Origin of the sequence: Cellulomonas wangsupingiae (genome assembly GCF_024508275.1) — a bacterium.
Taxonomy (GTDB): Bacteria; Actinomycetota; Actinomycetes; order Actinomycetales; family Cellulomonadaceae; genus Cellulomonas; species Cellulomonas wangsupingiae.
This window is the reverse complement of record NZ_CP101989.1, coordinates 535,178-556,009: the sequence shown is the minus strand read 5'-3', so window position 1 is coordinate 556,009 and position 20,832 is coordinate 535,178. Positions and strand designations below refer to the sequence as shown.

The 20,832-nt window shown below is 76.6% G+C and carries 22 protein-coding genes and 2 tRNA genes; 12 read left to right on the top strand and 12 right to left on the bottom strand.

Annotated elements, in window-relative coordinates; genetic code table 11:
• Positions 1–17 precede the first annotated feature (17 nt).
• The 3 genes from NP075_RS02745 to NP075_RS02735 all read right to left on the bottom strand — a co-directional run bounded on the left by NP075_RS02745 (position 18) and on the right by NP075_RS02735 (position 2,088).
• Entirely contained in the window at positions 18–470 is a 453-nt protein-coding gene (locus NP075_RS02745; protein WP_227566299.1) for a GatB/YqeY domain-containing protein, read from the bottom strand.
• A 56-nt stretch (positions 471–526) separates the two neighbouring features.
• Positions 527–1,675: an iron-containing alcohol dehydrogenase gene (locus NP075_RS02740; protein WP_227566300.1), complete on the bottom strand. Its 1,149-nt coding sequence runs from the start codon at positions 1,673–1,675 to the stop codon at positions 527–529.
• Between the two features lie 65 nt (positions 1,676–1,740).
• The gene (locus NP075_RS02735) at positions 1,741–2,088 is read right to left on the bottom strand and encodes a UBP-type zinc finger domain-containing protein (protein ID WP_227566340.1); all 348 of its coding nucleotides are present in this window, start codon (positions 2,086–2,088) and stop codon (positions 1,741–1,743) included.
• Positions 2,089–2,329: 241 nt separating this feature from the next.
• Here NP075_RS02735 and NP075_RS02730 point away from each other — a divergent pair, with 241 nt between their 5' ends.
• From NP075_RS02730 to NP075_RS02705, 6 genes are all read left to right on the top strand, one after another.
• On the top strand, positions 2,330–2,968 hold the full coding sequence (locus tag NP075_RS02730) for a M15 family metallopeptidase (protein WP_227566301.1): 639 nt from the start codon (positions 2,330–2,332) through the stop codon (positions 2,966–2,968).
• Positions 2,965–4,158: an alanine racemase gene (gene alr / locus NP075_RS02725; protein WP_227566302.1), complete on the top strand. Its 1,194-nt coding sequence runs from the start codon at positions 2,965–2,967 to the stop codon at positions 4,156–4,158. Before NP075_RS02730 ends, alr begins: the two co-directional genes overlap by 4 nt.
• Positions 4,155–5,159: a D-alanine--D-alanine ligase family protein gene (locus NP075_RS02720; RefSeq protein WP_227566303.1), complete on the top strand. Its 1,005-nt coding sequence runs from the start codon at positions 4,155–4,157 to the stop codon at positions 5,157–5,159. Before alr ends, NP075_RS02720 begins: the two co-directional genes overlap by 4 nt.
• Positions 5,156–6,214, top strand: a complete 1,059-nt coding sequence (locus NP075_RS02715; protein WP_227566304.1) for an acyltransferase family protein — start codon at positions 5,156–5,158, stop codon at positions 6,212–6,214. The genes NP075_RS02720 and NP075_RS02715 overlap by 4 nt, the downstream gene beginning before the upstream one ends.
• Before the next feature lie 110 nt (positions 6,215–6,324).
• Entirely contained in the window at positions 6,325–6,495 is a 171-nt protein-coding gene (locus NP075_RS02710) for a hypothetical protein (RefSeq protein WP_227566305.1), read from the top strand.
• Between the two features lie 424 nt (positions 6,496–6,919).
• On the top strand, positions 6,920–7,396 hold the full coding sequence (locus NP075_RS02705; RefSeq protein WP_227566306.1) for a hypothetical protein: 477 nt from the start codon (positions 6,920–6,922) through the stop codon (positions 7,394–7,396).
• 71 nt (positions 7,397–7,467) lie between these two features.
• On the opposite strand, the gene NP075_RS02700 is transcribed toward NP075_RS02705, so the two are convergent.
• Positions 7,468–7,540: transfer RNA gene (locus NP075_RS02700), tRNA-Arg, on the bottom strand.
• Between the two features lie 337 nt (positions 7,541–7,877).
• On the opposite strand from NP075_RS02700, the gene NP075_RS02695 reads away from it, so the two are divergent.
• Together NP075_RS02695 and NP075_RS02690 are read left to right on the top strand one after the other, a co-directional pair.
• Positions 7,878–8,468 (top strand): SMI1/KNR4 family protein, encoded by a 591-nt coding sequence (locus NP075_RS02695; RefSeq protein WP_227566307.1) that lies wholly within the window; start codon positions 7,878–7,880, stop codon positions 8,466–8,468.
• A 72-nt stretch (positions 8,469–8,540) separates the two neighbouring features.
• A complete protein-coding gene (locus NP075_RS02690; protein ID WP_227566308.1) occupies positions 8,541–8,939 on the top strand; it encodes a GNAT family N-acetyltransferase in 399 nt (132 codons plus the stop codon).
• Between the two features lie 48 nt (positions 8,940–8,987).
• Here NP075_RS02690 and NP075_RS02685 read toward each other — a convergent pair.
• The 6 genes from NP075_RS02685 to NP075_RS02660 all read right to left on the bottom strand — a co-directional run bounded on the left by NP075_RS02685 (position 8,988) and on the right by NP075_RS02660 (position 14,007).
• A tRNA-Ser gene (locus NP075_RS02685) sits at positions 8,988–9,077 on the bottom strand.
• An 80-nt stretch (positions 9,078–9,157) separates the two neighbouring features.
• Positions 9,158–10,426: a threonine/serine exporter family protein gene (locus NP075_RS02680; protein WP_227566309.1), complete on the bottom strand. Its 1,269-nt coding sequence runs from the start codon at positions 10,424–10,426 to the stop codon at positions 9,158–9,160.
• Between the two features lie 140 nt (positions 10,427–10,566).
• A complete protein-coding gene (locus NP075_RS02675; protein WP_227566310.1) occupies positions 10,567–11,757 on the bottom strand; it encodes a hypothetical protein in 1,191 nt (396 codons plus the stop codon).
• A gap of 411 nt (positions 11,758–12,168) precedes the next feature.
• Positions 12,169–12,477, bottom strand: a complete 309-nt coding sequence (locus NP075_RS02670) for a hypothetical protein (RefSeq protein WP_227566311.1) — start codon at positions 12,475–12,477, stop codon at positions 12,169–12,171.
• A gap of 156 nt (positions 12,478–12,633) precedes the next feature.
• Entirely contained in the window at positions 12,634–13,272 is a 639-nt protein-coding gene (locus tag NP075_RS02665) for a dihydrofolate reductase family protein (protein ID WP_348519250.1), read from the bottom strand.
• 36 nt (positions 13,273–13,308) lie between these two features.
• The gene (locus NP075_RS02660) at positions 13,309–14,007 is read right to left on the bottom strand and encodes a hypothetical protein (RefSeq protein WP_227566313.1); all 699 of its coding nucleotides are present in this window, start codon (positions 14,005–14,007) and stop codon (positions 13,309–13,311) included.
• 114 nt (positions 14,008–14,121) lie between these two features.
• Here NP075_RS02660 and NP075_RS02655 point away from each other — a divergent pair, with 114 nt between their 5' ends.
• On the top strand, positions 14,122–15,111 hold the full coding sequence (locus NP075_RS02655; RefSeq protein ID WP_227566314.1) for a pirin family protein: 990 nt from the start codon (positions 14,122–14,124) through the stop codon (positions 15,109–15,111).
• On the opposite strand, the gene NP075_RS02650 is transcribed toward NP075_RS02655, so the two are convergent.
• Positions 15,045–15,335 carry a Pr6Pr family membrane protein gene (locus NP075_RS02650; RefSeq protein ID WP_227566315.1) on the bottom strand — a complete coding sequence of 97 codons (291 nt, stop codon included), beginning with the start codon at positions 15,333–15,335 and terminating at the stop codon, positions 15,045–15,047. The two genes, NP075_RS02655 and NP075_RS02650, sit on opposite strands and share 67 nt — an antisense overlap.
• A gap of 162 nt (positions 15,336–15,497) precedes the next feature.
• Here NP075_RS02650 and NP075_RS02645 point away from each other — a divergent pair, with 162 nt between their 5' ends.
• Positions 15,498–16,718, top strand: coding sequence for a serine hydrolase domain-containing protein (locus tag NP075_RS02645; protein WP_227566316.1), 1,221 nt, complete (start codon positions 15,498–15,500; stop codon positions 16,716–16,718).
• Positions 16,719–16,925: 207 nt separating this feature from the next.
• Positions 16,926–17,996: an HAD family hydrolase gene (locus NP075_RS02640; RefSeq protein WP_227566317.1), complete on the top strand. Its 1,071-nt coding sequence runs from the start codon at positions 16,926–16,928 to the stop codon at positions 17,994–17,996.
• 28 nt (positions 17,997–18,024) lie between these two features.
• On the opposite strand, the gene NP075_RS02635 is transcribed toward NP075_RS02640, so the two are convergent.
• Positions 18,025–18,903 (bottom strand): alpha/beta fold hydrolase, encoded by an 879-nt coding sequence (locus tag NP075_RS02635; RefSeq protein ID WP_227566318.1) that lies wholly within the window; start codon positions 18,901–18,903, stop codon positions 18,025–18,027.
• Between the two features lie 81 nt (positions 18,904–18,984).
• On the opposite strand from NP075_RS02635, the gene NP075_RS02630 reads away from it, so the two are divergent.
• Positions 18,985–20,811, top strand: a complete 1,827-nt coding sequence (locus NP075_RS02630; protein WP_227566319.1) for an AfsR/SARP family transcriptional regulator — start codon at positions 18,985–18,987, stop codon at positions 20,809–20,811.
• Positions 20,812–20,832 lie beyond the last annotated feature (21 nt).

The following is a 20,832-nucleotide window of genomic DNA, read 5'->3' as shown; positions in this document are numbered from 1 at the left end:
CCGGCCCGCGGCGGGCGTCACGCCGTCAGGCGTGCCCTGACCAGGGCGCTGAGGGCCTTGCCGTCGGCGCGGCCCTGCGCGCGGGCGGTCGCCTCCTTCATGACGGCGCCCATGTCCTTGAGCGTCGAGGCGCCGGTGTCCGCGACGACGGCGTCGACGAGGGCGGCGAGCTCCTCGTCGGTCAGACGCGTCGGCAGGTACTCGTCGATGACGTCCGCCTCGGCCGCCTCCGTCGCGGCGCGCTCGGGGGCACCGGCGTCGGTGTAGATCTGGGCGGACTCACGACGCTTCTTGACCTCGCGGGCGAGGACCTTGAGCACGTCGTCCTCGGTGAGCTCGCGCTCGACCGCGCCGGCCTTGGCCTCGTGGCGCACGGCGCCGATGACCTGGCGCAGGGTGCTGGTGCGCAGCGTGTCGCGGGCCTTGAGGGACGTGGTCAGGTCGGCGGTGAGCCGGTCGAGGGTGGTCATGTACCCATCCTCCCGGCGATGCGCCGTGACCGCCCCTCGTTTCCTCGCGGCCCGCGTCACCAGGAGGCCGTCACCACGTCGGCCAGCTCGGCGGGCGTCAGCGTGACGGGGTTGCCCCGGGTGGACGACGCGGCCAGGGCGTCGGCGACGACGGCCGGCACGTCGGCGGCGGCCAGCCCGAGCGCCCCCAGGCCCGGCACCTGCAGGGCTGCCACGAGGTCCGCCAGCCACGCCACCGCGTCGTCGGCGCGGGCACCCGGCCGGCCGGTCAGCGCGACGGCGGCCTCGTCGTACCGCGCGACGCCCGGCCCGTGCGGGCCGGTGCGGCGCAGCGCGGCGACGTTGGCGGCCGTCGTCGCGGCCAGCACCGCGGCGCACACCTGCCCGTGCGGCGCCCCGAGCCGCCCGCCGAGGGCCGCCGCCAGCCCGTGCACGGCGCCGAGCCTCGCGTTGGCGAGCGCCATGCCGGACAGCAGCGCCGCGACGCTCAGGTCGGTGCGCGCGTCGACGTCGTCGCCGTGCTCGACGACGCGCCGCAGGCTGCGCCCGGCGCGGACCAGGCCGTCGCGCGCGAGCGGGTCGGTCAGGGGGGTCGCGTGCGGGGTCGTGAACGCCTCGAGGCACTGGGTCAGGGCGTCGGCGCCGGACGCCGCCGTCAGCGCGGGCGGGCAACCCAGCGTCAGCAGCGGGTCCACCACGGCGACCGTCGGCAGCATCGCCCGTCCGCGCAGGCTCGCCTTCACGCCCCGCTCGGGCACCCGGACGGGCGCGTTGGCCGTCACCTCCGCACCCGTGCCGGCCGTCGTCGGGACGGCGACGACGGGCAGCGCGCCGGCGGGCAGCGGCAGCCCGTGCCCGACGACCTCCAGGTGGTCGAGCACGTCCGTGCCACCACCGGCGAGCACCGCGACGCACTTGGCCAGGTCCAGCACCGACCCGCCGCCCCAGCCGACGACGACGTCCGGCCGCACCTCGCGCGCGACGGCGACCGCGCGGCGCACAGCCTCGACGTCGGGCTCGCCGCGGTGGCGGTGGACCGCCGCCGCACCCAGGGCGTCCACGTCGGCCGACCGGCCCGCGACGACGAGCACCCGTCGACCCAGGCCGGCGACCAGCTTGGGGACCTGGTCGGCGGCGCCCGCACCCAGGACGATCCTTCCGGCGGTGACGAACGTCGTGGGCGCGCTGCTGACGGGCGAGGGCATGGCTCGAGGCTAGGCCCGCGCGACGGGCGCCGGGCCGTGGGCTGCCGGCGTCACCCCGGGCACCGTCACCGGTGGAGGTGCTGGCGCCAGTCCGGCGGGACGCGGCCCTCCGGGCCGGGGGTCGGCTGGTCGTCGGGGTGCGCCAGCGGGGGCGCGAGCGGCGGGCCGTCGGTGTAGTCCGTGGCCGCGTAGTCCCACCACCAGCCCTCACCCGGCTCGTACGTGCGCATGACGGGGTGACCGGTGGCGGTCCAGTGCGCCCTGGCGTGCTGCCCGGGCGAGCTGTCGCAGCACCCGACGTGCCCGCACGCGGCGCACCGCCGCAGGGCCACCCACCAGCCGGTCGCCTGCTCGCACTCGACGCAGCCGGGGCCGCTGGGCGGGATGGTCGGGTCGATCGCGGGGACGTCCATGACGCTCACCTCCTGGTGCCCGTCCAGTCTGCGCACGCACGCTCCGCGTCCGCACCCCGGACCGCGGCCCCGGGTGACGTCCCCCCGCCGCGGGACGTGCACGTCATCCCGCGGGCGGACGGGCCGCGCGGCGCCGCCCCCGCACGGGGGGACGCGCCCGTCACGACGTGCCCCCGGGGACGCCGCACGTCGAGACCCCAGGGGGAGCCGGGGCTGCGGCGCCGGCGCATAGCGTCGCTGCATGCCCCTGACCAGCACCGACGTCATCCTCCTGCACGACCCGCGGGTCGCGGCGGTCCCGGTGGCCGACACCGGCGAGCCGCTCGTCATCGCCCCCACGCCACGCCTGCACGTGGGCGGGCCGCAGGGTTCGCGCGTCCGGGCGACGGTCGCCCGCCGCCTCGCCCTCGCGGGTGCGGCCCTGCCCACCGGCACGCACCTCGCCCTGGCGGAGGGGTGGCGCAGCCCTGCCGCGCAGGCCGTGATCGTCACCCGGTACCGGTCCCTCGTCCGGCGGGACCACCCCGGGGCGACGGACGACGAGGTCGACCGCCTCACCAGCCGCTACGTGGCGCCGGTGGCCGTCGCGCCGCACGTCGCCGGCGCGGCGGTCGACGTGACCCTCGTCGACGCCACCGGCCGGGAGCTCGACCTGGGCTGCCCGCTGGACGCCACGCCGGAGGAGAGCGACGGCCGGTGCTTCACCGACGCCCCTGTGCCGCCGGCCGCCCGCGCGCTGCGCACCGCGCTGTCCGACGCGATGAGCAGCGCCGGCTTCGTCAACTACCCCACGGAGTGGTGGCACTGGAGCTTCGGGGACCGCTACTGGGCGCTCGTCACCGACCAGCCCGCGGCGCTGTACGGGCCGGTGGCGACGTGAGCACGACCCTCTGCCCACCGGGGGCCGCCGGTGTCGCCGCTGTGGACCGCACCCGGCCCGTCCTGACCGTGCGGCTCGACGCCGTCGCGCACAACACGCGCCTGCTGGCCGGGTCCGCGCGGCGGCTCATGGCCGTCGTCAAGGCCGACGGGTTCGGGCTCGGTGCCGTCGACGTCGCCCGCACCGCGCTCGGCAACGGCGCCGACGCCCTGGGGGTCGCGACGCTCACCGAGGCCGTCGAGCTGCGCCTGGCAGGCGTGGACGCCCCGCTGCTGAGCTGGCTCGACGCCCCGGGCGCCGACCTGTCCGACGCCGTCCTGCACGGCGTCGACGTGGCCGTGCCGAGCGTCGCGCACCTCGACGCGGCCGTGGCCGCGGCACGTCGGCTGGGTCGCGTCGTCCACGTCCACCTGTACCTCGACTGCGGGGCGGCGCGTGACGGCTGCCCGCCCGAGCTGTGGCCCGGCCTGTGCACCGCCGCGCGGCGCGCCGAGGTGGCCGGGACCGTGCGGGTCGGCGGCGTGATGGGCCACCTGGCCTGCGCGGCAGGCCTCGACGTCGAGGCGAACGCGGCGGCCACGGTGCGGTTCGTGCGCGGCGTCGAGCACGCGCACGCCGCCGGTCTGCGGCCCGCGCTGCGCCACCTCGGCGCGACGGCCGCCGTGCTGGGGCTCCCCGCCGCGAGGTTCGACCTGTCGCGCGTCGGCGCCGGCCTGGTCGGCATCGACCCCACCGGCCGGTTCCCCGTGCTGCGCGCGGCGGCGCAGGTCACCGCTCCGGTCGTCCAGGTGCGCGACGTCGGCGCGGGCGTCGGTGTCGGGTACGACCACACGTACGTGACCACCGCCCCGACCCGGCTCGCGCTGCTGCCGCTCGGGTACGCCGACGGCCTGCCGGTGACCGCGTCGGGCCGCGCCGAGGTCCTGGTCCACGGCCGCCGCCGCCCGCTCGCCGGGCGCGTGTCGATGGACCAGGTCGTCGTCGACGTCGGCGACCTGTCCGTACGGCCGGGCGACGTCGTCACCGTGATCGGCACGGGCGACGACGCGGCACCCACGCTCACCGAGTGGGCCGGCTGGGCGGGCACGCTCCCGCACGAGCTGCTCACCGGCCTGGGGCGGCGGCTCGTGCGCCGCGTCGTCCCCGCACCGCCGACCTCCCGTCCGTCCGCCCTTGAGGAGCACCCGTGACCACGTCCGACCTGCAGGACCGACCTCCGACGTCACCGCCCGCGCCCGCGTGCCGCGTCGCCGTCGTGGGCGGCGGCGCCAACGCCGAGCACGACGTGTCGCTCGCGAGCGCCCGCGCGGTGCACGACGCCCTGGCACCCACGCACGACGTCGTGGCCCTCACCATCGCGCCGGACGGGACCTGGTGGGTCGGGGGCACCGCGGTGTCCTTCGCCGAGGCGGTCGCGGTCGTCGCGACGTGCGACGTCCTGCTGCCCGCGGTGCACGGGCCGCACGGCGAGGACGGGACCCTCGCGGCACTGGCCGACCTGGCGGGCGTCGCGTGCGTCGGTTCGGGTGTGCGCGCCGGGGCCGCCGGCATGGACAAGTGGGTCACCAAGCTCGTCGCCGCGGCCGTGGGTGTGGCGGTGGCCGACGGCCGGGTCGTGCGCGACGTCGCGGAGGCGGTCGCCGCCCCGCGCCTGCCCGCGGTCGTCAAGCCGGTGGCCTGCGGGTCCAGCCACGGGGTGCGCCGCGTCGACACCGTCGCCGAGCTCGCCGACGCCGTCGCGGCGGCCCTCCGGCTGGACGACCGGGTGCTCGTCGAGGAGGTGGTGACGGGACGGGAGATCGACGTGGCGGTGCTGCGCCGCCCCGACGGCACGACCCTGGTGTCCCCGGCCCTGGAGATCGGGCACGCCGGCGCCGTCTTCGACACCGCCACCAAGTACGACGGCAGCGCACGGTTCGTCGTCCCCGCGGCGCTGGACCCGGCGGACGCCGACCGGTTGGCGACCGCTGCGCTGACGGTGGTCGACGCCCTCGGCTGCGACGGCGTCGCACGCGTCGACTTCTTCCTCACCGCCGACGGCCCCGTGCTGAACGAGGTCAACACGATGCCCGGCCTCACGGCGCACTCGCAGGTGCCGCAGATGTTCGCGGCCGTCGGCATCACGTACCCGGAGCTGGTGGCCGAGCTGGTGGCGCAGGCGCGGGTGCGGCACGCGTCGCGCGCGTCGTGACGGCTCGCGTCGGCGCGTGGGACGCGCTGCGGGGCGTCGCCATCGGGCTGGTCATGCTGCGCCACGCGTGGCCCGACGTGTTCCCGGGGGCGGGCGTCGTCGGGGTGGTCATGTTCTTCGCGCTGTCCGGGCACCTGATCACGGGCCTGCTGGTGGACGAGGCCGCCGCGACGGGCCGGGTGGACCTGCGTCGCTTCTGGCTGCGGCGGGCGCGGCGCCTGGTGCCCGCGCTGCTCGTCCTCGTCGTCGGTTTCGTGCTGGTGACGCTCACGCTGGACCCGCTCGGGGACAGCGGGACCCTGCCGCGCACGGTCGCGGTGTCGCTCACCTACACCGCCAACCTGCCGTACGTGGGCCTCGTCGGTGTGAGTCCCGCGATCTACCACCTGTGGACGCTGGCGACCGAGGAGCAGTTCTACCTGCTGTGGCCGCTCGTGATCGTGCTGGCCGCGCGAGCGCGGCGGCTGCGGACCGGGCTGGTGCTGGCCGGGGCCGCATCGGCCGCGCTGTGCGTCCTGACGGTCGTGTGGTTCCGTGACGACCCCGACGCCGCGTACCCGCTCGCGACGTCGTGGATCGGGTGCTTCGTGATCGGCGCGGCGTCCCGTGTGACGCAGGACCGGTGGACGGCGGCCTGGCGGGGCCGGCACGCGGTGGTCGCCGCGGTGACGCTGCTCGCGGCGCTGACGGTCGCGGACCTGCGCGGGCACGCCGCGACGTACCTGCTGGCCGGGCCCGCGGTGGCGGTCGCGACCGTCGTGCTCATGCAGGCGTGGCGCGGGCACGTCACCCCGGCACCCGCGTGGCGTCCGCTCGTCGCGCTCGGCACGGTCTCGTACGCCGCCTACCTGTGGAACTACCCACTGACCCTGTGGCTGCGGCCCGCGCTCGGCGACACCGCCGGACTGGTCGTGCTGCCGGCGACCGTGCTGGTGGCCACCGCGAGCTGGTGGCTGGTCGAACGGCCCGTGCAGCGCCACGGGCGGGCGGCCGGGTCCGGCACGGCGTCGGCGCCGCCCGTCGAGGAGGCCCTCCGGTCCGCGCCGGGCTCGTAGCTGCCGTTCCCCACGGCACGCCGGTGCGCCGTACCGACGCCCCGCGAGATGTCTCCTCCCCCAGGGGCGGGTGCGTGACCGCACTCCTCGGCACACCTCGGGAGGCACCGATGGGCACCGACGAGCGCGAGCGCCCGCAGGACCGCGACCGGGATCCCGACGAGCCCGCAGCGGCCCCGGTACGCGAGAGCGACGCCCCGGCGACGAGCCCGCCCGACGAGGCGATCGTGTTCGACAGCGACGCGCAGACCACCCCGTACCCCCGCAGGCGCCGGCCGTGACCGACGTGCCCGAGGACGGGGCACGCCGCCGGGGAGGACGCGACCGACGGGCGAGCGAGGTGCACCGGCGCTCCTCGCACCCGGACCGCCGCGGCGGCGACGCGCACGTCCCGGCGCGAGGCGGCCCACCCGTCCCGGAGCCGAGCGACGAGGTCCTCGAGTCCTTCGAGCAGCACGTGCGTCGGCAGTACGCCGTCCTCGCCCGGTCCCACGCACGCCAGATGCGGTGCTGCGCACCGGCCAGGAGGTGTCACGGGCCTTCGCGGGGCTGTGGTCCGAGGACCAGCCGCCGTCCGCGACGACGCAGAAGCCCGCGGTCGCGGTCTGACGCCTGGCCCGCGCGGTCCGGGCCTCCCGCGCGACCCGCATCCGCGCCATGCTGGTCACCCGGCCGCCGGTCGCGCGGCCCACGGAGGGCAGGGCGATGAGGACGATCCGAGGCACGGCACCGACGATTCTGCTGGTCGCGCTGCTGGTGGGGTGCGCCGGCAGCAGCGGCAGCACGGGCAGCGCGGGCAGCACCGGTCCGGGCGAGGGGACAGCCACACCCTCACCGACGACGTCCGCGACGGCCGACGCGGTCCCGTCCGTCGCCGAGACCACGTTCCCCGGTGCACCCGAGGGCGTCACCGAGGGCGAGACCGCCGTCGTCGCCGGGGACGACCCCCGCCACCTCCAGGTGGTCACCTACGGCAGCAGCACGTGCCCCGTCCTGCCCACCGACGTCACGTGGGACGCGGGCGCAGGCGCCCTGAGCATCACGCTGACCGGCCCGGGCGCCACGGACGTCTGCACGATGGACCTCGCGCCCACCACCAGCGTCGTCGCCCTGCCCGACGGCGCCCCCGACGCTCCCGGGCTCACGGTCGTGGTCGACGGGCGGAGCATCGTCGTCGAGTGAGGCCGACCGGCTCGACCCCGGGGACGACGAAGGCCCAGCACCGTCGAGGTGCTGGGCCTTCGTCACTGCTGCGCGCCCGAAGGGACTCGAACCCCCAACCTTCTGATCCGTAGTCAGATGCTCTATCCATTGAGCTACGGGCGCACGGCCCTCGCGGGCCGTCGAGAACGATACAGGCACGGAGGGCCGGACCCAAACCGGTTCGCTGCGTCGTCCGCCACACCGACCCGCGAGACCGGCGTGCTACTGGTCGGTAGGGGGCCGATCGTGCCGCGCGTCACCCGCGGACGCTCGCCCGAGCGGGTGGGAAGTCACGATCCCCTACACGACGAGTGCCAACGTGTGTCACTGTGGCGCCTCCGCGCAGGAGCGGGATCCTGCACGTCACACGCACGGAGGAGGCCACGGTGGCTGGTTGTCATGACGACGCCGCAACGGCACAGTCACAGGCCGCAGGGACGCGCGACGGCAGGGCGGCGGCGTGACCGCCCAGGAGGTGCACGACGCGCTGCACGGCTGGGCGGCGCGGCTCGTGTCACTGGGGGCCGTCGTCGTCACCCGCCTGCGCCCGGGACTGACCCTGGCCGAGGCCCTGTCGGTCGCCGACCGCCGCGGCTACGACCTGAGCGAGGAGGTGCTCGCCCTGTGGACGTGGCGCGACGGCGTGGGAGCGCGACCAGGGCGCGCGGCCGCCCACCTCGCACCCGGTCAGGACTTCGCGCCGCTCGACGAGAGCCTGCGCCGCTCGCGCGAGTACCTGGAGGCGTCGGCGGCAGAGGCCCGCGCCGGGACCCTCACCAGCAGCCCGTGGCAGCCGCACTGGGTCGTCGCCGTGCACGGGCACGTGCTGCCGCTGGTCCTCGACGGCTCCCTGCCCGGGCCCGACTCGTTCCGCCACGACCCGTCGTGCGAGCCCCTCGTCGTCGCGCACTCGACCCTGCCGCAGCGCATCGCCCGCTGGCACGACATGCTCGACACCGGCACGTGGCGCATCGCCCCGGACGGCACGTGGGACGTCGACCTGACGCACCTGACCGAGGCGCCGCACGCCGCACGCACCGAGGTGACGTGACGCCGGGTCGGCATCGCGCGCCGGCCGGTCAAACACCTCGCCGGCGGCGCCCGGCCTGCGGCAGCCTGGGGCGTGACCTCCCCCGCCCTGCGCGTCCGCTTCGACGTCGACGACGCCGCCCTGAGCCGCCTGCACGCCCGCGCCTTCGGTGAGCCGCCCGGTGAGGTGCGGCCGTGGGCGGCACGGCTCGCGCGCCACGGCGTCACGTGGGTCGGCGCCTTCGAGGGCGACGAGCTGGTCGGGTTCGTGCACGCGTGCGGGGACGGCGGCACCCACGCCTTCGTGCTGGACACCGTCGTCGACCCCGCGCACCGGGGGCGCGGCACGGGGCGACGGCTCGTCGAGCGCCTCACCGCGGAGGTGCGCTCGGTGGGCTGCACGTGGTTGCACGTCGACTTCGAGCCGCACCTCGACGGCTTCTACCGCGTCTGCGGGTTCCGGCCGACGTCGGCCGGGCTGCTGCGCCTGTGACGCCCGTGCACGACGAAGGCCCGGTCCGAGGACCGGGCCTTCGCGACGCGGAGACGGTGGGATTTGAACCCACGGAAGGGTTGACCCCTTCACGGCCTTAGCAGGGCCGCGCACTAGACCTGGCTATGCGACGTCTCCAGGACGAGCACACGTTACCGGTCACCCGTCCTGTGGCCAAAGCGGGGCCCGGCCGGGCGCGCCCGGGCGCGTCGGCGACGTCACTGCTCGAAGCCCCACTCGCGGTCCGTGACCATCCGGGCGACCGCCAGGCCCACCGCCAGCGCCGTCACGACGAGCGCCGCGGAGACCCCGTACTCCAGGGCCTGGGTCACGTCGCCGTTGCTCAGGTAGTACACGGCCCGGTAGGCGGGCACGCCCGGCACCATGATCGTCACGGCCGGCACGTACACGGTGATGCGCGGGATGTTGAGGCGTGGCGCCACCCACGCGGCCAGCAGCCCGACGAGGAACGCGGCGACCGCCGCGGCGGCCTGCGGCGGCCAGTCGAGCAGCACGACCGCCTCGATGCGCAGCAGGTTGGGCAGCGTCGCGACGCCCGCGGCCACGAGCGCCATCGTCCACGGGCTGTTGAACATCAGCGCGAACCCCAGCACGCCGACGAACGACGCGAGCAGCCGCAGCAGCGTCATCGCGGCCGGGTCCAGCGCGAGCTCGCGCGGCGGGTCGGGCGACAGGCCGATGACGATCGACACCGCCCACACCGCGAACGCCGCCGACACGAAGATCATCAACGCCCAGGTCAGTCGCGCGACCCCCGCCGAGAAGTCCAGCTTGGCGAGGTCCAGCGCCCCGGTGACCAGCGGGAACCCGGGTACCAGGAACAGCGCGGCCGCCACGTACCCCGCCTCGTGCACGCCGCCCGTGACGCCCAGCGCGTGCAGCGCCTGCACGAACCCCAGGTACGACAGGCTCGCGAGGCTCGCCGCGAGCATCGTGACACCGAACTGGTTGAACCCGCGGTGCAGCATGGTCCGCCGCAGCCCTTGCCCGAGCCCGGCGCCGACGAACGCCCCGACGACCTCGACGAGGCCGCCGTTGTTGAGGAACGCGAAGGCCGCGCACGCGATCGCCGCCCACAGCGCGTTGAGCACCACCGGGTACAGCGGCGGCTTGGCGGCGATGCGGTCGATCTCCGTGGTGACGTCGTCGACCGTGACGGGGGCGCGCGCCTCGACGCGCTGGGCGAGCAGCTCGAGCTCGGCGAGCCGGTCGGTGTTGACCCCGACGGTCCGGACCTCGGTGACCTCGGTGCGGAACGAGCGGCCGCGGTGCGACGTCGTCGTGATCTCGGTGAGGGTGACGTGCGCCTGGTGCCGGTCGATGCCGAGCGCACGGGCCACGCGGGCCATCGACGCCTTGACGCGGTAGGAGCCGGTGCCGGACGCGAGGCTGAGGCGACCGACCCGCAGGACCGCGCCGGATCGGCGGATCAGCTCGAGCTCGTCGTCGTCCGGTTCGGTGGGCACGGGCCCATCATGACCGGACGCGCCGCCTCCGGGCAGGACGTCGGCCCTACGCGCGAGCCCGCGATCCGGTACGTCGGCACGTCGGCACGTGTGCAGAGTTCGGGGCGTCCAGCGCGACCAACGCTGCACACCTCCGGCGGTCAGGGCAGGTCGTCGGCCGCACGGGCCTCCGCCGCGCGCGCACGGTCCGCCGCGGCCGTCGCCCGGTCCAGCTCACGCGCCGCGGCCCGGACCGCCTTCTCCTGCGCGCGGGCACGGGCACGGGACGCGACGAGCGTCTCGTCGACCCGCGGCAGGGCGGCACGCGCGTCGGCGAGCCGGCGGCGCACGTCCGCGAGCGCGCGCACCAGCTCCTCCTCCGCGGCGTACGCCTCCGACGACGCACGCTCGGCGTCCTCGAGGGTGGAGACCGCCTGCTGCTCGGCTGCGGCGGCGTCCTCGTGCCGGGTGCGGGCGCCGTCGAGCTCCGCCTCCGCCGCCTCCCGCGCCGCGACGGCCTGCTCGTGGCGGCGGCGCGCCCGCTCCTGCTCGCGCTCGCGCCGCTCGCGCTCCTTGGCCTCGGCAGCGGCGGCGCGGTCCGCGGCGCTCGTCGTGGAGCCGGTCGCGGAGCCGGACGCCCCCTTCGTGGCGGTCCCGGCGGTGCGCCGCGTCGTCGCGCGGCTGCCGGCGGCAGGCTCCTCGCCCGCACCGGACGCGTCGGCGGACGCCCCACCGTCGTCGGTCCCGGGGAGCGTGCCGCCGCGTCCCGCCGCTGCACGGCCCGTGGCGGCGTCCGTCGCACGGGACGTCTCGGCGCGGCCGCGCGCGCCGTCGGCCCCGTCCCCGCCCACCGTGGCCGACTCCGCTCCCCCGTCCGCGCTGCCGAAGCCGACGTGCTCGGTGCCGTGCGTCAGGGTCCCCGCGGCGACGGCGTCGGCGACGCGCGGGTCCGCGAGCGCCGCCGTCAGCGTGTGCTCGACCTCCTGGGCGGCGGCGGCGGACATCTTCTGGCCCGCGTCCGCGACGAGCCGCCGCGCGCGGGCGACGAGCCCTGCCACCAGCGCGCGCCGCTGCTTGCCCAGCTCGCGCAGCGCGGGCCCGTCGAGCGACCGCTCCGCGTCGCGCATGCCCTCGCCGAGGTCACGCAGCGCGCCGGCGAGCGTCGGGTCGTCGCGCACCAGCAGGTTGACCGCCCAGGCGGCGAGGGTCGGCTTGCGCAGCGACCCGATGCGGCCGGCCAGGTCCCGGTCCTTCGCGGCACGCGCCGCGCGGACGGCGGCGTCCCGACGCGCGACGAAGTCGTCGAGCGCCCCGCCGTAGAGCTCGTCGACGACGTCGTCCAGTGCGACCACCGCCCCAGCCTGCCCGCCCCCTCCCCCGCCGACCACCCCGATGCACGGACGCACCACGCAGCACACCCGCCCCGAGCTGGATGGCACTGTCACGCACCAGAGGGGGCACCCAGCCCCCACACCCCCTCCCGCGAGAGTGCAATCCAGTACGCCGAGCCCGAGCTGCATTGCACTGTCACGCACGAGAGGGGGCGCCCGGGCACCCAGCCCCCCACCCCCTCCCGCGAGAGTGCAATCCAGCACAGCCGAGCGCGAGCTGGATGGCACTCTCACCCCCATCCGGGGGGCGACCCCCGACTGGATGGCACTCTCACCCCCATCCGGGGGGCGACCCCCAACTGGATGGCACTCTCACCCCAGGGTGAATGTGACTGGATTGCTCTCTCGCGCCCTGGGGGCGGGGCGGGTGGGTCAGTCGCGGTGGCCCGGGGGGCGGGGTGGGTACCAGCGGTTGCCGTAGCGGCGCACGAGGCGGCCGTCGCTGATGTCGGCGAGGTCGTCCAGCCGCTCGAGGACCGCCCGGCCGACCCGCCGCGCCGCCGTGTCGTGGTCCGCCTCGAACCGCACGGTCACGCGCGCCTGGCCGCGGACCACGCCGACGTCGAACGCCTCGACGGTCGCCAGGGCCCGCGCGGCGGCCACCGCCTCGGGCAGGACGTCGGGTGCCGACGTGCCCGGGCGCAGCAGACCGACGTGCGCGGTGACGCGGTACGACGGCACGGGTCAGCCTCGCACCGGGAGGCCGGCGAGCCGGCGCGCGTCGGCGACGACGACCGCGTACGCGGCGACCCGGGTGTCCACGGGCGACGACGCTACCTCCCGTCTCCGACGACGCCCCCGTCGCAGCCGCGACCCGCTCCGCCGGCAGCCCGCACCTCACGCCTCCGGCAGGTGCTCCTTCGCGTCGTCGTACGTCGCGGCCCCGGGCAGGCCGGCCGGGGCGTAGACCAGCTTGATCACGCCCGCCGGGTACGGGTCGGCTCTCCGCAGCGCGAACGTCTGGATCGTGTCGGCCTCGGCGAACAGCCGCTCGCCGGTGCGCGCGGCGACGGGGTGGACGAACAGGCGCAGCTCGTCGAGCAGGCCGGCGTCGAGGAGCTGGCGGACCACCGAGATCGAGCCGGCGACCAGCACCTTGCCGACCGACGGGTCGTCCTCGAGCGCCCGCACGGCGGCGACGACGTCGTCCGTGCGCTCGACGTTGCGCCACCCGAGGTCCTGGCTGCCGCGCGTCGCGACGAGCTTGCGGGTGTCGCCGAGCTGCTGCGCGAACGACGCGTCGTCGCCGCCCGCGGCCTCCCGGTCGGGCCACGCGCCGGCGAACGAGTCGTACGTGACGCGGCCGAGCACCAGCACGTCGACGTCCTCGTAGTCCTCGCCGACACCGGCGCCCATGGCGTCGTCGAAGTACGGGAAGTGCCAGGCGGGATCGATCTCGGCCACGCCGTCGAGCGAGATGAACAGGGTCGAGACGACGGTCGCCATGGCGGTACCTCCGGTCGGGGTGGGGGTCACGGGTCCAGACCGGCGTGGCCCACCGGACTCATCGGGTCAGTCGTCGACGTCGAGCAGGTCGTCCGGTGCGGCGCGGCGGGCGCCCAGCGCGGGGTCGGCCAGGAGCGCGTCGACGACGCGCCCCGGGCCGCCGACCGCGAGCTCGCGCGTGTAGATCGGGACGCCGACGAACCACGTGCGGTCGTCGGGCCACACGAGCGACGGCGGGTCGCCGTGGAGCCCGGCGAGCGCGAGCGCCGCCCGCAGCGGGCCCGTCCACAGGTGGTACGCGCGGTGCGGCAGGTGCAGGGGCTCGGCGGCGGGGCGTTCGACGCGCCGCGACGCCATGGCCTCGCGCGCCGCGGCACGCGCACGCTCGAGCTCCTCGGCGTCAGGCGAGGGCTCGGCCGCGCCCCACCCGACGAGGGCGCCCATCCCCGGCGCGTACCGGGGGTCGGCACCGTGGTCGAACAGGAACCCCCAGCCCTCCCACAGCCCGCAGTGCACCGGCTGGTCACCCGTGACCGGCGCGAGCGCGTCGAGCACCCGCCCGAGGGTCGCGTGCGCGTCCTCGAGGTGGTCGGGGTGCTCGGGGTGGGGACGCAGCGGGACGACCGCGTAGGCGTCGTACCCGTGCGGCACCGCGTGCCCGACGCTCTGCCCGAACTCGCCCAGGCGCACGCCGATCCACGCACCGGCCCCGGGCCCCTCGTCCCACGACGCACCGGCCCGCCCGAGAGCATCCGACCCCGCCACACGCCGACCGTACCGCCGGCCTCCCGGGCGTGGTCACGTCTTCGACCACAGCCTTGGGGGTCCGCCCGCGGATGTGCCCCCTTCTCGCCGGTGCCCGCACGTAGCCTGGCCGGTGTGACCAACCTCGAGGCGCGCCCCGACGAGCAGGTGTGCGTCGCCGGCCCTGCCGCGGACGTCCAGCTCGTCGAGCCGCGCGACGTGCCGCTCGGCGGGCCACGGGCCATGACCGTGCGGCGCACGCTGCCGTCGCGGGCCCGCTCGCTCGTCGGTCCGTTCTGCTTCGCGGACCACTACGGGCCCGACGACGTCGCCGCGACGGGCGGCATGGACGTGCCGCCGCACCCGCACACGGGCCTGCAGACCGTGACGTGGCTCTTCGAGGGTGCGGTGCTGCACCGGGACGCGCTCGGCTCGGAGCAGACGATCGCACCGGGGCAGCTCAACCTGATGACGGCCGGCCGCGGCATCTGCCACAGCGAGGAGGCGACGCCCGCGCGGTTCCCGGGGCAGCCCGTGCTGCACGGCGTGCAGCTGTGGACCGTGCTGCCCGAGTCGGCACGCCACGGCGACCGCGCGTTCGAGCACGTCGCCGACGTGCCGCGCCTGACGGTCGACGGCGCGCAGCTGCAGGTGTTCCTGGGCAGGCTGGGCGGGGTCGAGTCCCCGGCGCGCGCGTACTCCCCGCTGGTCGCCGCACAGGTCGACGTCCCCGCGGGCGCCCGCGTGACGCTCCCGGTCGACCCGGCGTTCGAGCACGCCGTGCTGGTCGACGCCGGCGCGCTGCGGTTCGAGGGGCACGACGTGCCCCCCGCGTGGCTCGCGTACGCACCGCCGGGGCGCGACGCGCTCGTCCTCGAGGCCGGCGACGCGCCCGTGCGCGCGGTGCTGGTCGGCGGCACGCCGTTCGACGAGCCCATGCTCATGTGGTGGAACTTCGTGGCCCGCACGCACGAGGAGGTCGTCGAGGCGCGCGCGCAGTGGCAGGCCGCGATCGCGGGCGACCCGGCAGGGCCGGGCCGGTTCGGCGAGGTGCAGGGCTACGCGGGCCCGCCGCTGCCCGCCCCCGAGCTGCCGAACGTCCGGCTGCGCCCCCGCGAGCGCTGAGCCCGCGGCCCGGTCCGGCTCGCCGCCCACACGAGCGCACCGGCCGCCACGAGCGCGCCGAGCAGCGCCACCACGTGCACGGCGAGCGACCCGGACCCGTGCGCAGGCAGCAGGAACCCGTACGGCACCCACCCGTCGGTGGCCCCGCGGGCGAGGACGACGGCCAGCCACAGCAGCGGGTACGGCAGGACCCACCGCAGCCGCCCGACACTCTCCCGTGTCATGCGCCGTTGGTACCACGCCGCCCCGGGCACGTGCCGGGCGGTGCCGAGGTACGGCTGGCACCACCTCGATGCACCAGGTGCCGTCATGGTGGCCGCCCCACCCCTCCGACGACGCTGGACAGGTACGCGACCGACCTGTCCGACACGTCCCGAGGAGCTCTCATGCCCGTCCACACCCGCCCGCTCGCCCGCCCCGCCCGCCGGCGCCAGTGGCTCGCCGCGGCCACCGTGGCCTGCACCTTCACCGGCGCCGCCCTGGTGGCGCCCGGCGCGGCCGTCGCCGGCGACCACGGGCACGGGCACGGCAAGCCACGCCCGGACGTCGTCCAGCAGACCCTCGACCGGCTCGTCGACGAGCACGGGGTCCCCGGCGCGCTGGCGACGGTGACGGACCGCAAGGGCCGCGAGCGCCACCTCGTCGCCGGGGTCGCGGACCTGGCCACCGGTGCGCCCGTGCCCGTCGACGGGCAGGTGCGCATCGGCAGCGACTCCAAGACGTTCCTCGCCGCGGTCGTGCTGCAGCTCGTCGGCGAGGGGGTCGTCGACCTGGACGCACCCGTCGAGACGTACCTGCCGGGCGTCGTGCACGGCGAGGGCGTCGACGGCACCGTCGTCACCGTGCGCGACCTGCTGCAGCACACCAGCGGGATCGGCGACTACACGAGCGGGCCGCCGTTCGTCGTCGACGGTGCCCCGTCCCTGCTGGCGCTGAAGGACTGGTACGTCGAGCCGTACGAGCTCGTCGACCTCGGGCTGGCGCGACCGGCGACGCCGCACGGGACGTTCGCCTACAGCAACACCAACTACGTGCTCGCGGGCCTCGTGGTGCAGCGGGTCACGCAGCGGCCGCTGGGCGAGGTCGTCACCGAGCGCATCATCGAGCCGCTGGGCCTGGCGGACACGTACGTGCCGGGCCGGGGCGAGCAGGCCATCCGCGGCGCGCACCCCGACGGGCACCACGCCGAGCCCGCGGGGTCGGGGCTGTTCGAGCACACCGACATCGACCCGTCGTCCGCGTGGGCCGCGGGCGACATCGTGTCCACGCCGAGCGACGTGACCGCGTTCTTCCGTGCGCTCCTGGGCGGCAAGGTGCTGCAGCCGGCCGAGCTGGCGGAGATGACGACCACCATCCCGATGGGCATGGGGCTGCCCGCCGACTGGCGCTACGGGCTCGGCCTGATGTCGATGGACCTCAGCTGCGGCGGGCAGGTCTGGGGCCACGGCGGGACGATCCCCGGCTACCAGGTCGAGGGCGGCGTCTCGCCGGACGGCCGCCGCGGCGTGACGGTGGCGACGACGACGATGCACGGCATGCTGGGGGACGCGGGCCCGGCGGTCTCGACCGAGGTCATCGGCCTCGTCGACACGGTCCTGTGCTCGTGAGCGACCCGACGGCGCACCGCGCCTGACGCGACGCGGCTGCGCCCCGTGGACGACGCGGGGCGCAGCACCTCGTGCACCTGCCCGACTCATCCGTGACGGGTGAGGGCCACGCGGGGTCACCGCAGAAGACTGGCCGGGATCGCCACGGCAGGACGGCGCCGTCTCCTGGCGCAGCCGGACGTGGCGTCAGGTGCCGAGGGGGACGCCATGCCCGACAGGAAGCGGCACGCCCCGACGGTCCGCGACGACGTCGGGGCGGCCACGCGGGACGCGGCACGGCGGGCCGACCCGTCGCGCGGCAGCACGCGACGGTCGCGCCTGACACGTCGCCAGGGCGTGCGCCCGCAGGTGCTGCCGAGCTGGGTGGACGGGCCCACGCGGTCGGCGGTGGTGGACTTCGTCAGCCGGGTCAGCGACCGGGGCGGCCCGGACTTCGTCGAGCCGCCGGCCCGTGTCGCCGTCGTCGACGACGACGGCACGCTGTGGTGCGAGAAGCCCGTGCCCGTGCAGCTCGACTTCACGATCGGCCGGCTGGCCGAGGTGGCGGGGCGCGACCCGACGCTGCGCGCGGGCCAGCCCTGGCGGGCGGCGCACACGCGTGACCTGCACTGGATGGGCACGGCGATGGTCAAGCACTACCACGGGGACGGCCGTGACCTGCGGCTGCTCGTGGCGGCGATCGGGGAGGCCTTCGAGGACGTCACCGTCGACCAGTACGAGGCGCGCGTGCGGGCGTTCTTCGCCGGCACCGCCCACCCGACGCTCCACGTGCCGTACCGCGCGTGCGTGTACGGGCCGATGATCGAGCTCCTGGACTACCTGCGGGACAACGGCTTCACCGTGTACGTCGCACCCGGTGGCGACTGCGACTTCGTACGGCCCGTCGCGGGGGACCTCTACGGCGTGCCCCCCGAGCGCCTCATCGGCAGCACCGTCGGGCTCACGTACCGGCACGACGACGCGGGTCAGCCCCTCTACAAGGGGGCGATGGACGTGGTCGACGACGGCGCCCTCAAGCCCGTCCGGATCTGGAACCGGACAGGTCGGCGTCCGATCCTCTCGGTGGGGAACTCGAACGCCGACCTGCCGATGCTGACCTTCTCCGGTACGGGTGACGGCCCCGCCCTGCGCCTGCTGGTGCTGCACGACGACGACGAGCGCGAGTTCGAGTACGTCGCGGGCGCGGAGGAGGTGCTGGCGGCGGCGGTGAGCCGCGGGTGGGTGGTCGTCAGCATGAGGAACGACTGGAGCAGCGTGTTCACCGGCGGACCGGGGTAGGCCGGACGGTGCACCCGGTGCCGCCGTCTCAGCGGGCGAGCAGCCCTCGCAGCGCCGCGACGACCTCGCCCGGCGCCTCCTCGGCCATGAAGTGCCCCGCGCGCGTGGTGCGGTGGTCGAGGTCGGCGGCCCAGGCTCCCCACAGCGCGGCCGCGTCGTACCCCAGCGCCGCACCCCAGTCCTGCTGCACCGCCGTGACCGGCATCGTCAGCACGCGTCCCGCGGCGCGGTCCTCGCGGTCGTGCGTCACGTCGACGCCCGCGGACGCCCGGTAGTCCGCGACGATCGACGGCACGGCCTCGCGGCTCGCCCGCAGGTACTCCGCGCGGTGCTCGGGCCCGATCGCGGCAGGATCGGCGACCCACCCGTCGAGGAAGGACGCGAAGAACGTGTCCGCGACCGCCTCGATCATCGGCTCCGGCACACCCACGGGCTGCGCCATCAGGTACAGGTGCCAGGCGACCTTCGCGTCGGCGCCGTGCAGCACGTCCCACATGTCGAGGGTCGGCAGCACGTCGAGCGTCAGCAGGTGCGTGACGGCGTCGGGGTGGTCGAGGCCGGCGCGCAGTGCGACGAGCGCGCCCCGGTCGTGCCCCGCGAGCGCGAACCGCTCGTGCCCCAGGGCGCGGGCCACGGCGACGACGTCGGCCGCCATGGTCCGCTTGGCGTACGTGTGCTCGTCCGCCTCGGCGGGCTTGTCGCTCTCGCCGTAGCCGCGCAGGTCGGGGCAGATGACCGTGTGGTCCCGCGCGAGGTCGGCGGCGACATGACGCCACATGACGTGCGTCTGGGGGAAGCCGTGCAGCAGGACGACGGCGGGCCCGCTGCCTGCCACGGCGGTGTGCAGCGCGACACCGGGCGCCGTCCCGACGCGGTGGTAGGTGAAGCCGGGGATGGTCAGGGACATCGTGTCCTCCTGCGGTCGGGGATGTGGTGACCAGCGTGCCGACGCCCGATCAGCGCCCGATCAGCGGGCTACCCTGCCGGGGTGAGCGCCGTGGAGGTCCGGGTGCTGGGCCCCGTCTCCGCCGCCGTGGACGGCGCGGCCCTGCCGCTGCGCAAGCCGCGCGTGCGCGAGGTGCTCGGCGTCCTCGTCGCCGCGCAGGGCCGCTCGGTCGCCACCGGCGCGCTCGTCGAGGACCTGTGGGACGGCGCGGCGCCCGCCGGTGCCGTCGGCGCGGTCCGCACGTTCGTCGGGGAGCTGCGCCGCGCGCTGGAGCCCGAGCGCCCCCCGCGCACACCCTCGCTGGTCGTCACCACGGCCACCGGGTACGCCCTGCACCTGCCCGAGCAGGCCGTCGACGCCTGGCGGGTGGGCGAGGCTGCGCCGGACGCCCGCGGCGCCGCCCCCGCCGTGGCCGTGCCGACGCTGACCGGGGCGCTGGCGCAGTGGCGCGGCGACGCGTACGAGGAGTTCGCGGACCGCCCGTGGGCACACCCGGAGCGGGTCCGCCTCGCCGCGCTGCGGGGCGACCTGGTGGAGCGCCTCGCCGACGCGCTGCTGGCGTCCGGCCGCGCTCCCGAGGCCGTCGCGCTGCTCGACCCGCACGTCACCGCGCACCCGTGGCGCGAGGAGGGGTGGCGCCTGCTCGCCACCGCGCTGCACCGCGCCGACCGCCCCGCCGAGGCCCTCGACGTGCTGCGCCGCGGGCGGCGGACGTTCGCCGACGACCTCGGCCTGGACCCCGGGCCCGCGCTCGTCGCGCTGGAGCAGGAGATCCTCCACCGGCGCACGCACACGTGGCGGGACGGCGGCCTGTCCGCCCTGGACCGGCGCGGGACCCGCGCCCGGCTGGAGGCGTCGGCGGCCGTGCTCACCAGCCTGGCGGTCTCGGGGGACCTGACGACGGTCCGTGCCCAGCGGCTCGCGGCGGTCACCGCGGCGGAGCAGCTCGACGACCCGCTGCTGTCCGCGCGCGTCATCGGCGGCCTCGAGGCCCCGGGGGTCTGGACGCGGTCCGACGACGACGGGCTCGCGCGCGCGGTGGTCGCCGCCGCGACCCGCACGCTGCCCCGCGTCGCGGGCAGCCCGCACGCGCGGGCCCGGCTGCTGGCCACCGTCGCCCTGGAGGACCGCGGCACGGCGGCGCGCGAGACGCACGCGCGGGAGGCGGAGCGGCTGGCCCGCGACCTGCACGACGACCGGCTCCTGTGCCTGGCCCTCGGCGGCCGGTACATGCAGCGGTTCACGCGCACGGGCCTGGCGGGCGACCGCGAGCGCATCGGGGCCGAGCTGGTCGCGACCGCCCGCCGCGCCGAGTCCACGACCTTCGAGATCTGCGGCCGCATCGTGCGGATGCAGGCGCTGTGCGCGCTGGACCGGCTGGACGACGCGGCGGCCGAGGCGGACGCCGTCGACGCCCTCGCCGCCGCCGCCGAGCGCCCGCTGGCCTCGACGTTCACCGCCTGGTTCCGGCACACGTTCGCCGACGCACCCGAGCCCGTGGCGCCCGACGAGATGCCCGGCTTCTCGCGGGGGATCGTCGCGCTGAGCCGGCTCACGCGCGCGCTGCGCGCCGGGGACGACCTCCCCGACGGCGACCTCGGCCCCTACGAGCCGTGGGTGCGGCCGCTGCTGCTGGCTCGCGGCGGGCATCGCGACGAGGCGCGGCGAGCGCTCGCGTCGGCGCCGCCACCGCCGCACGACCTGCTGCTCGAGGTGACGTGGACGCTGCTGCTCACGGCGGCGCGGGAGGTCGACGACGCCGGCACGACCGCCCGGGCGAAGGTCACGCTGCTCCCGGCGCGCGAGGAGCTCGCGGCGGGCAGCGGGGTCGTGGACCTGGGGTCGGTGACGGCCTGCCTGCAGCCCTGAGACGCGTCGCCGCCTGACTGG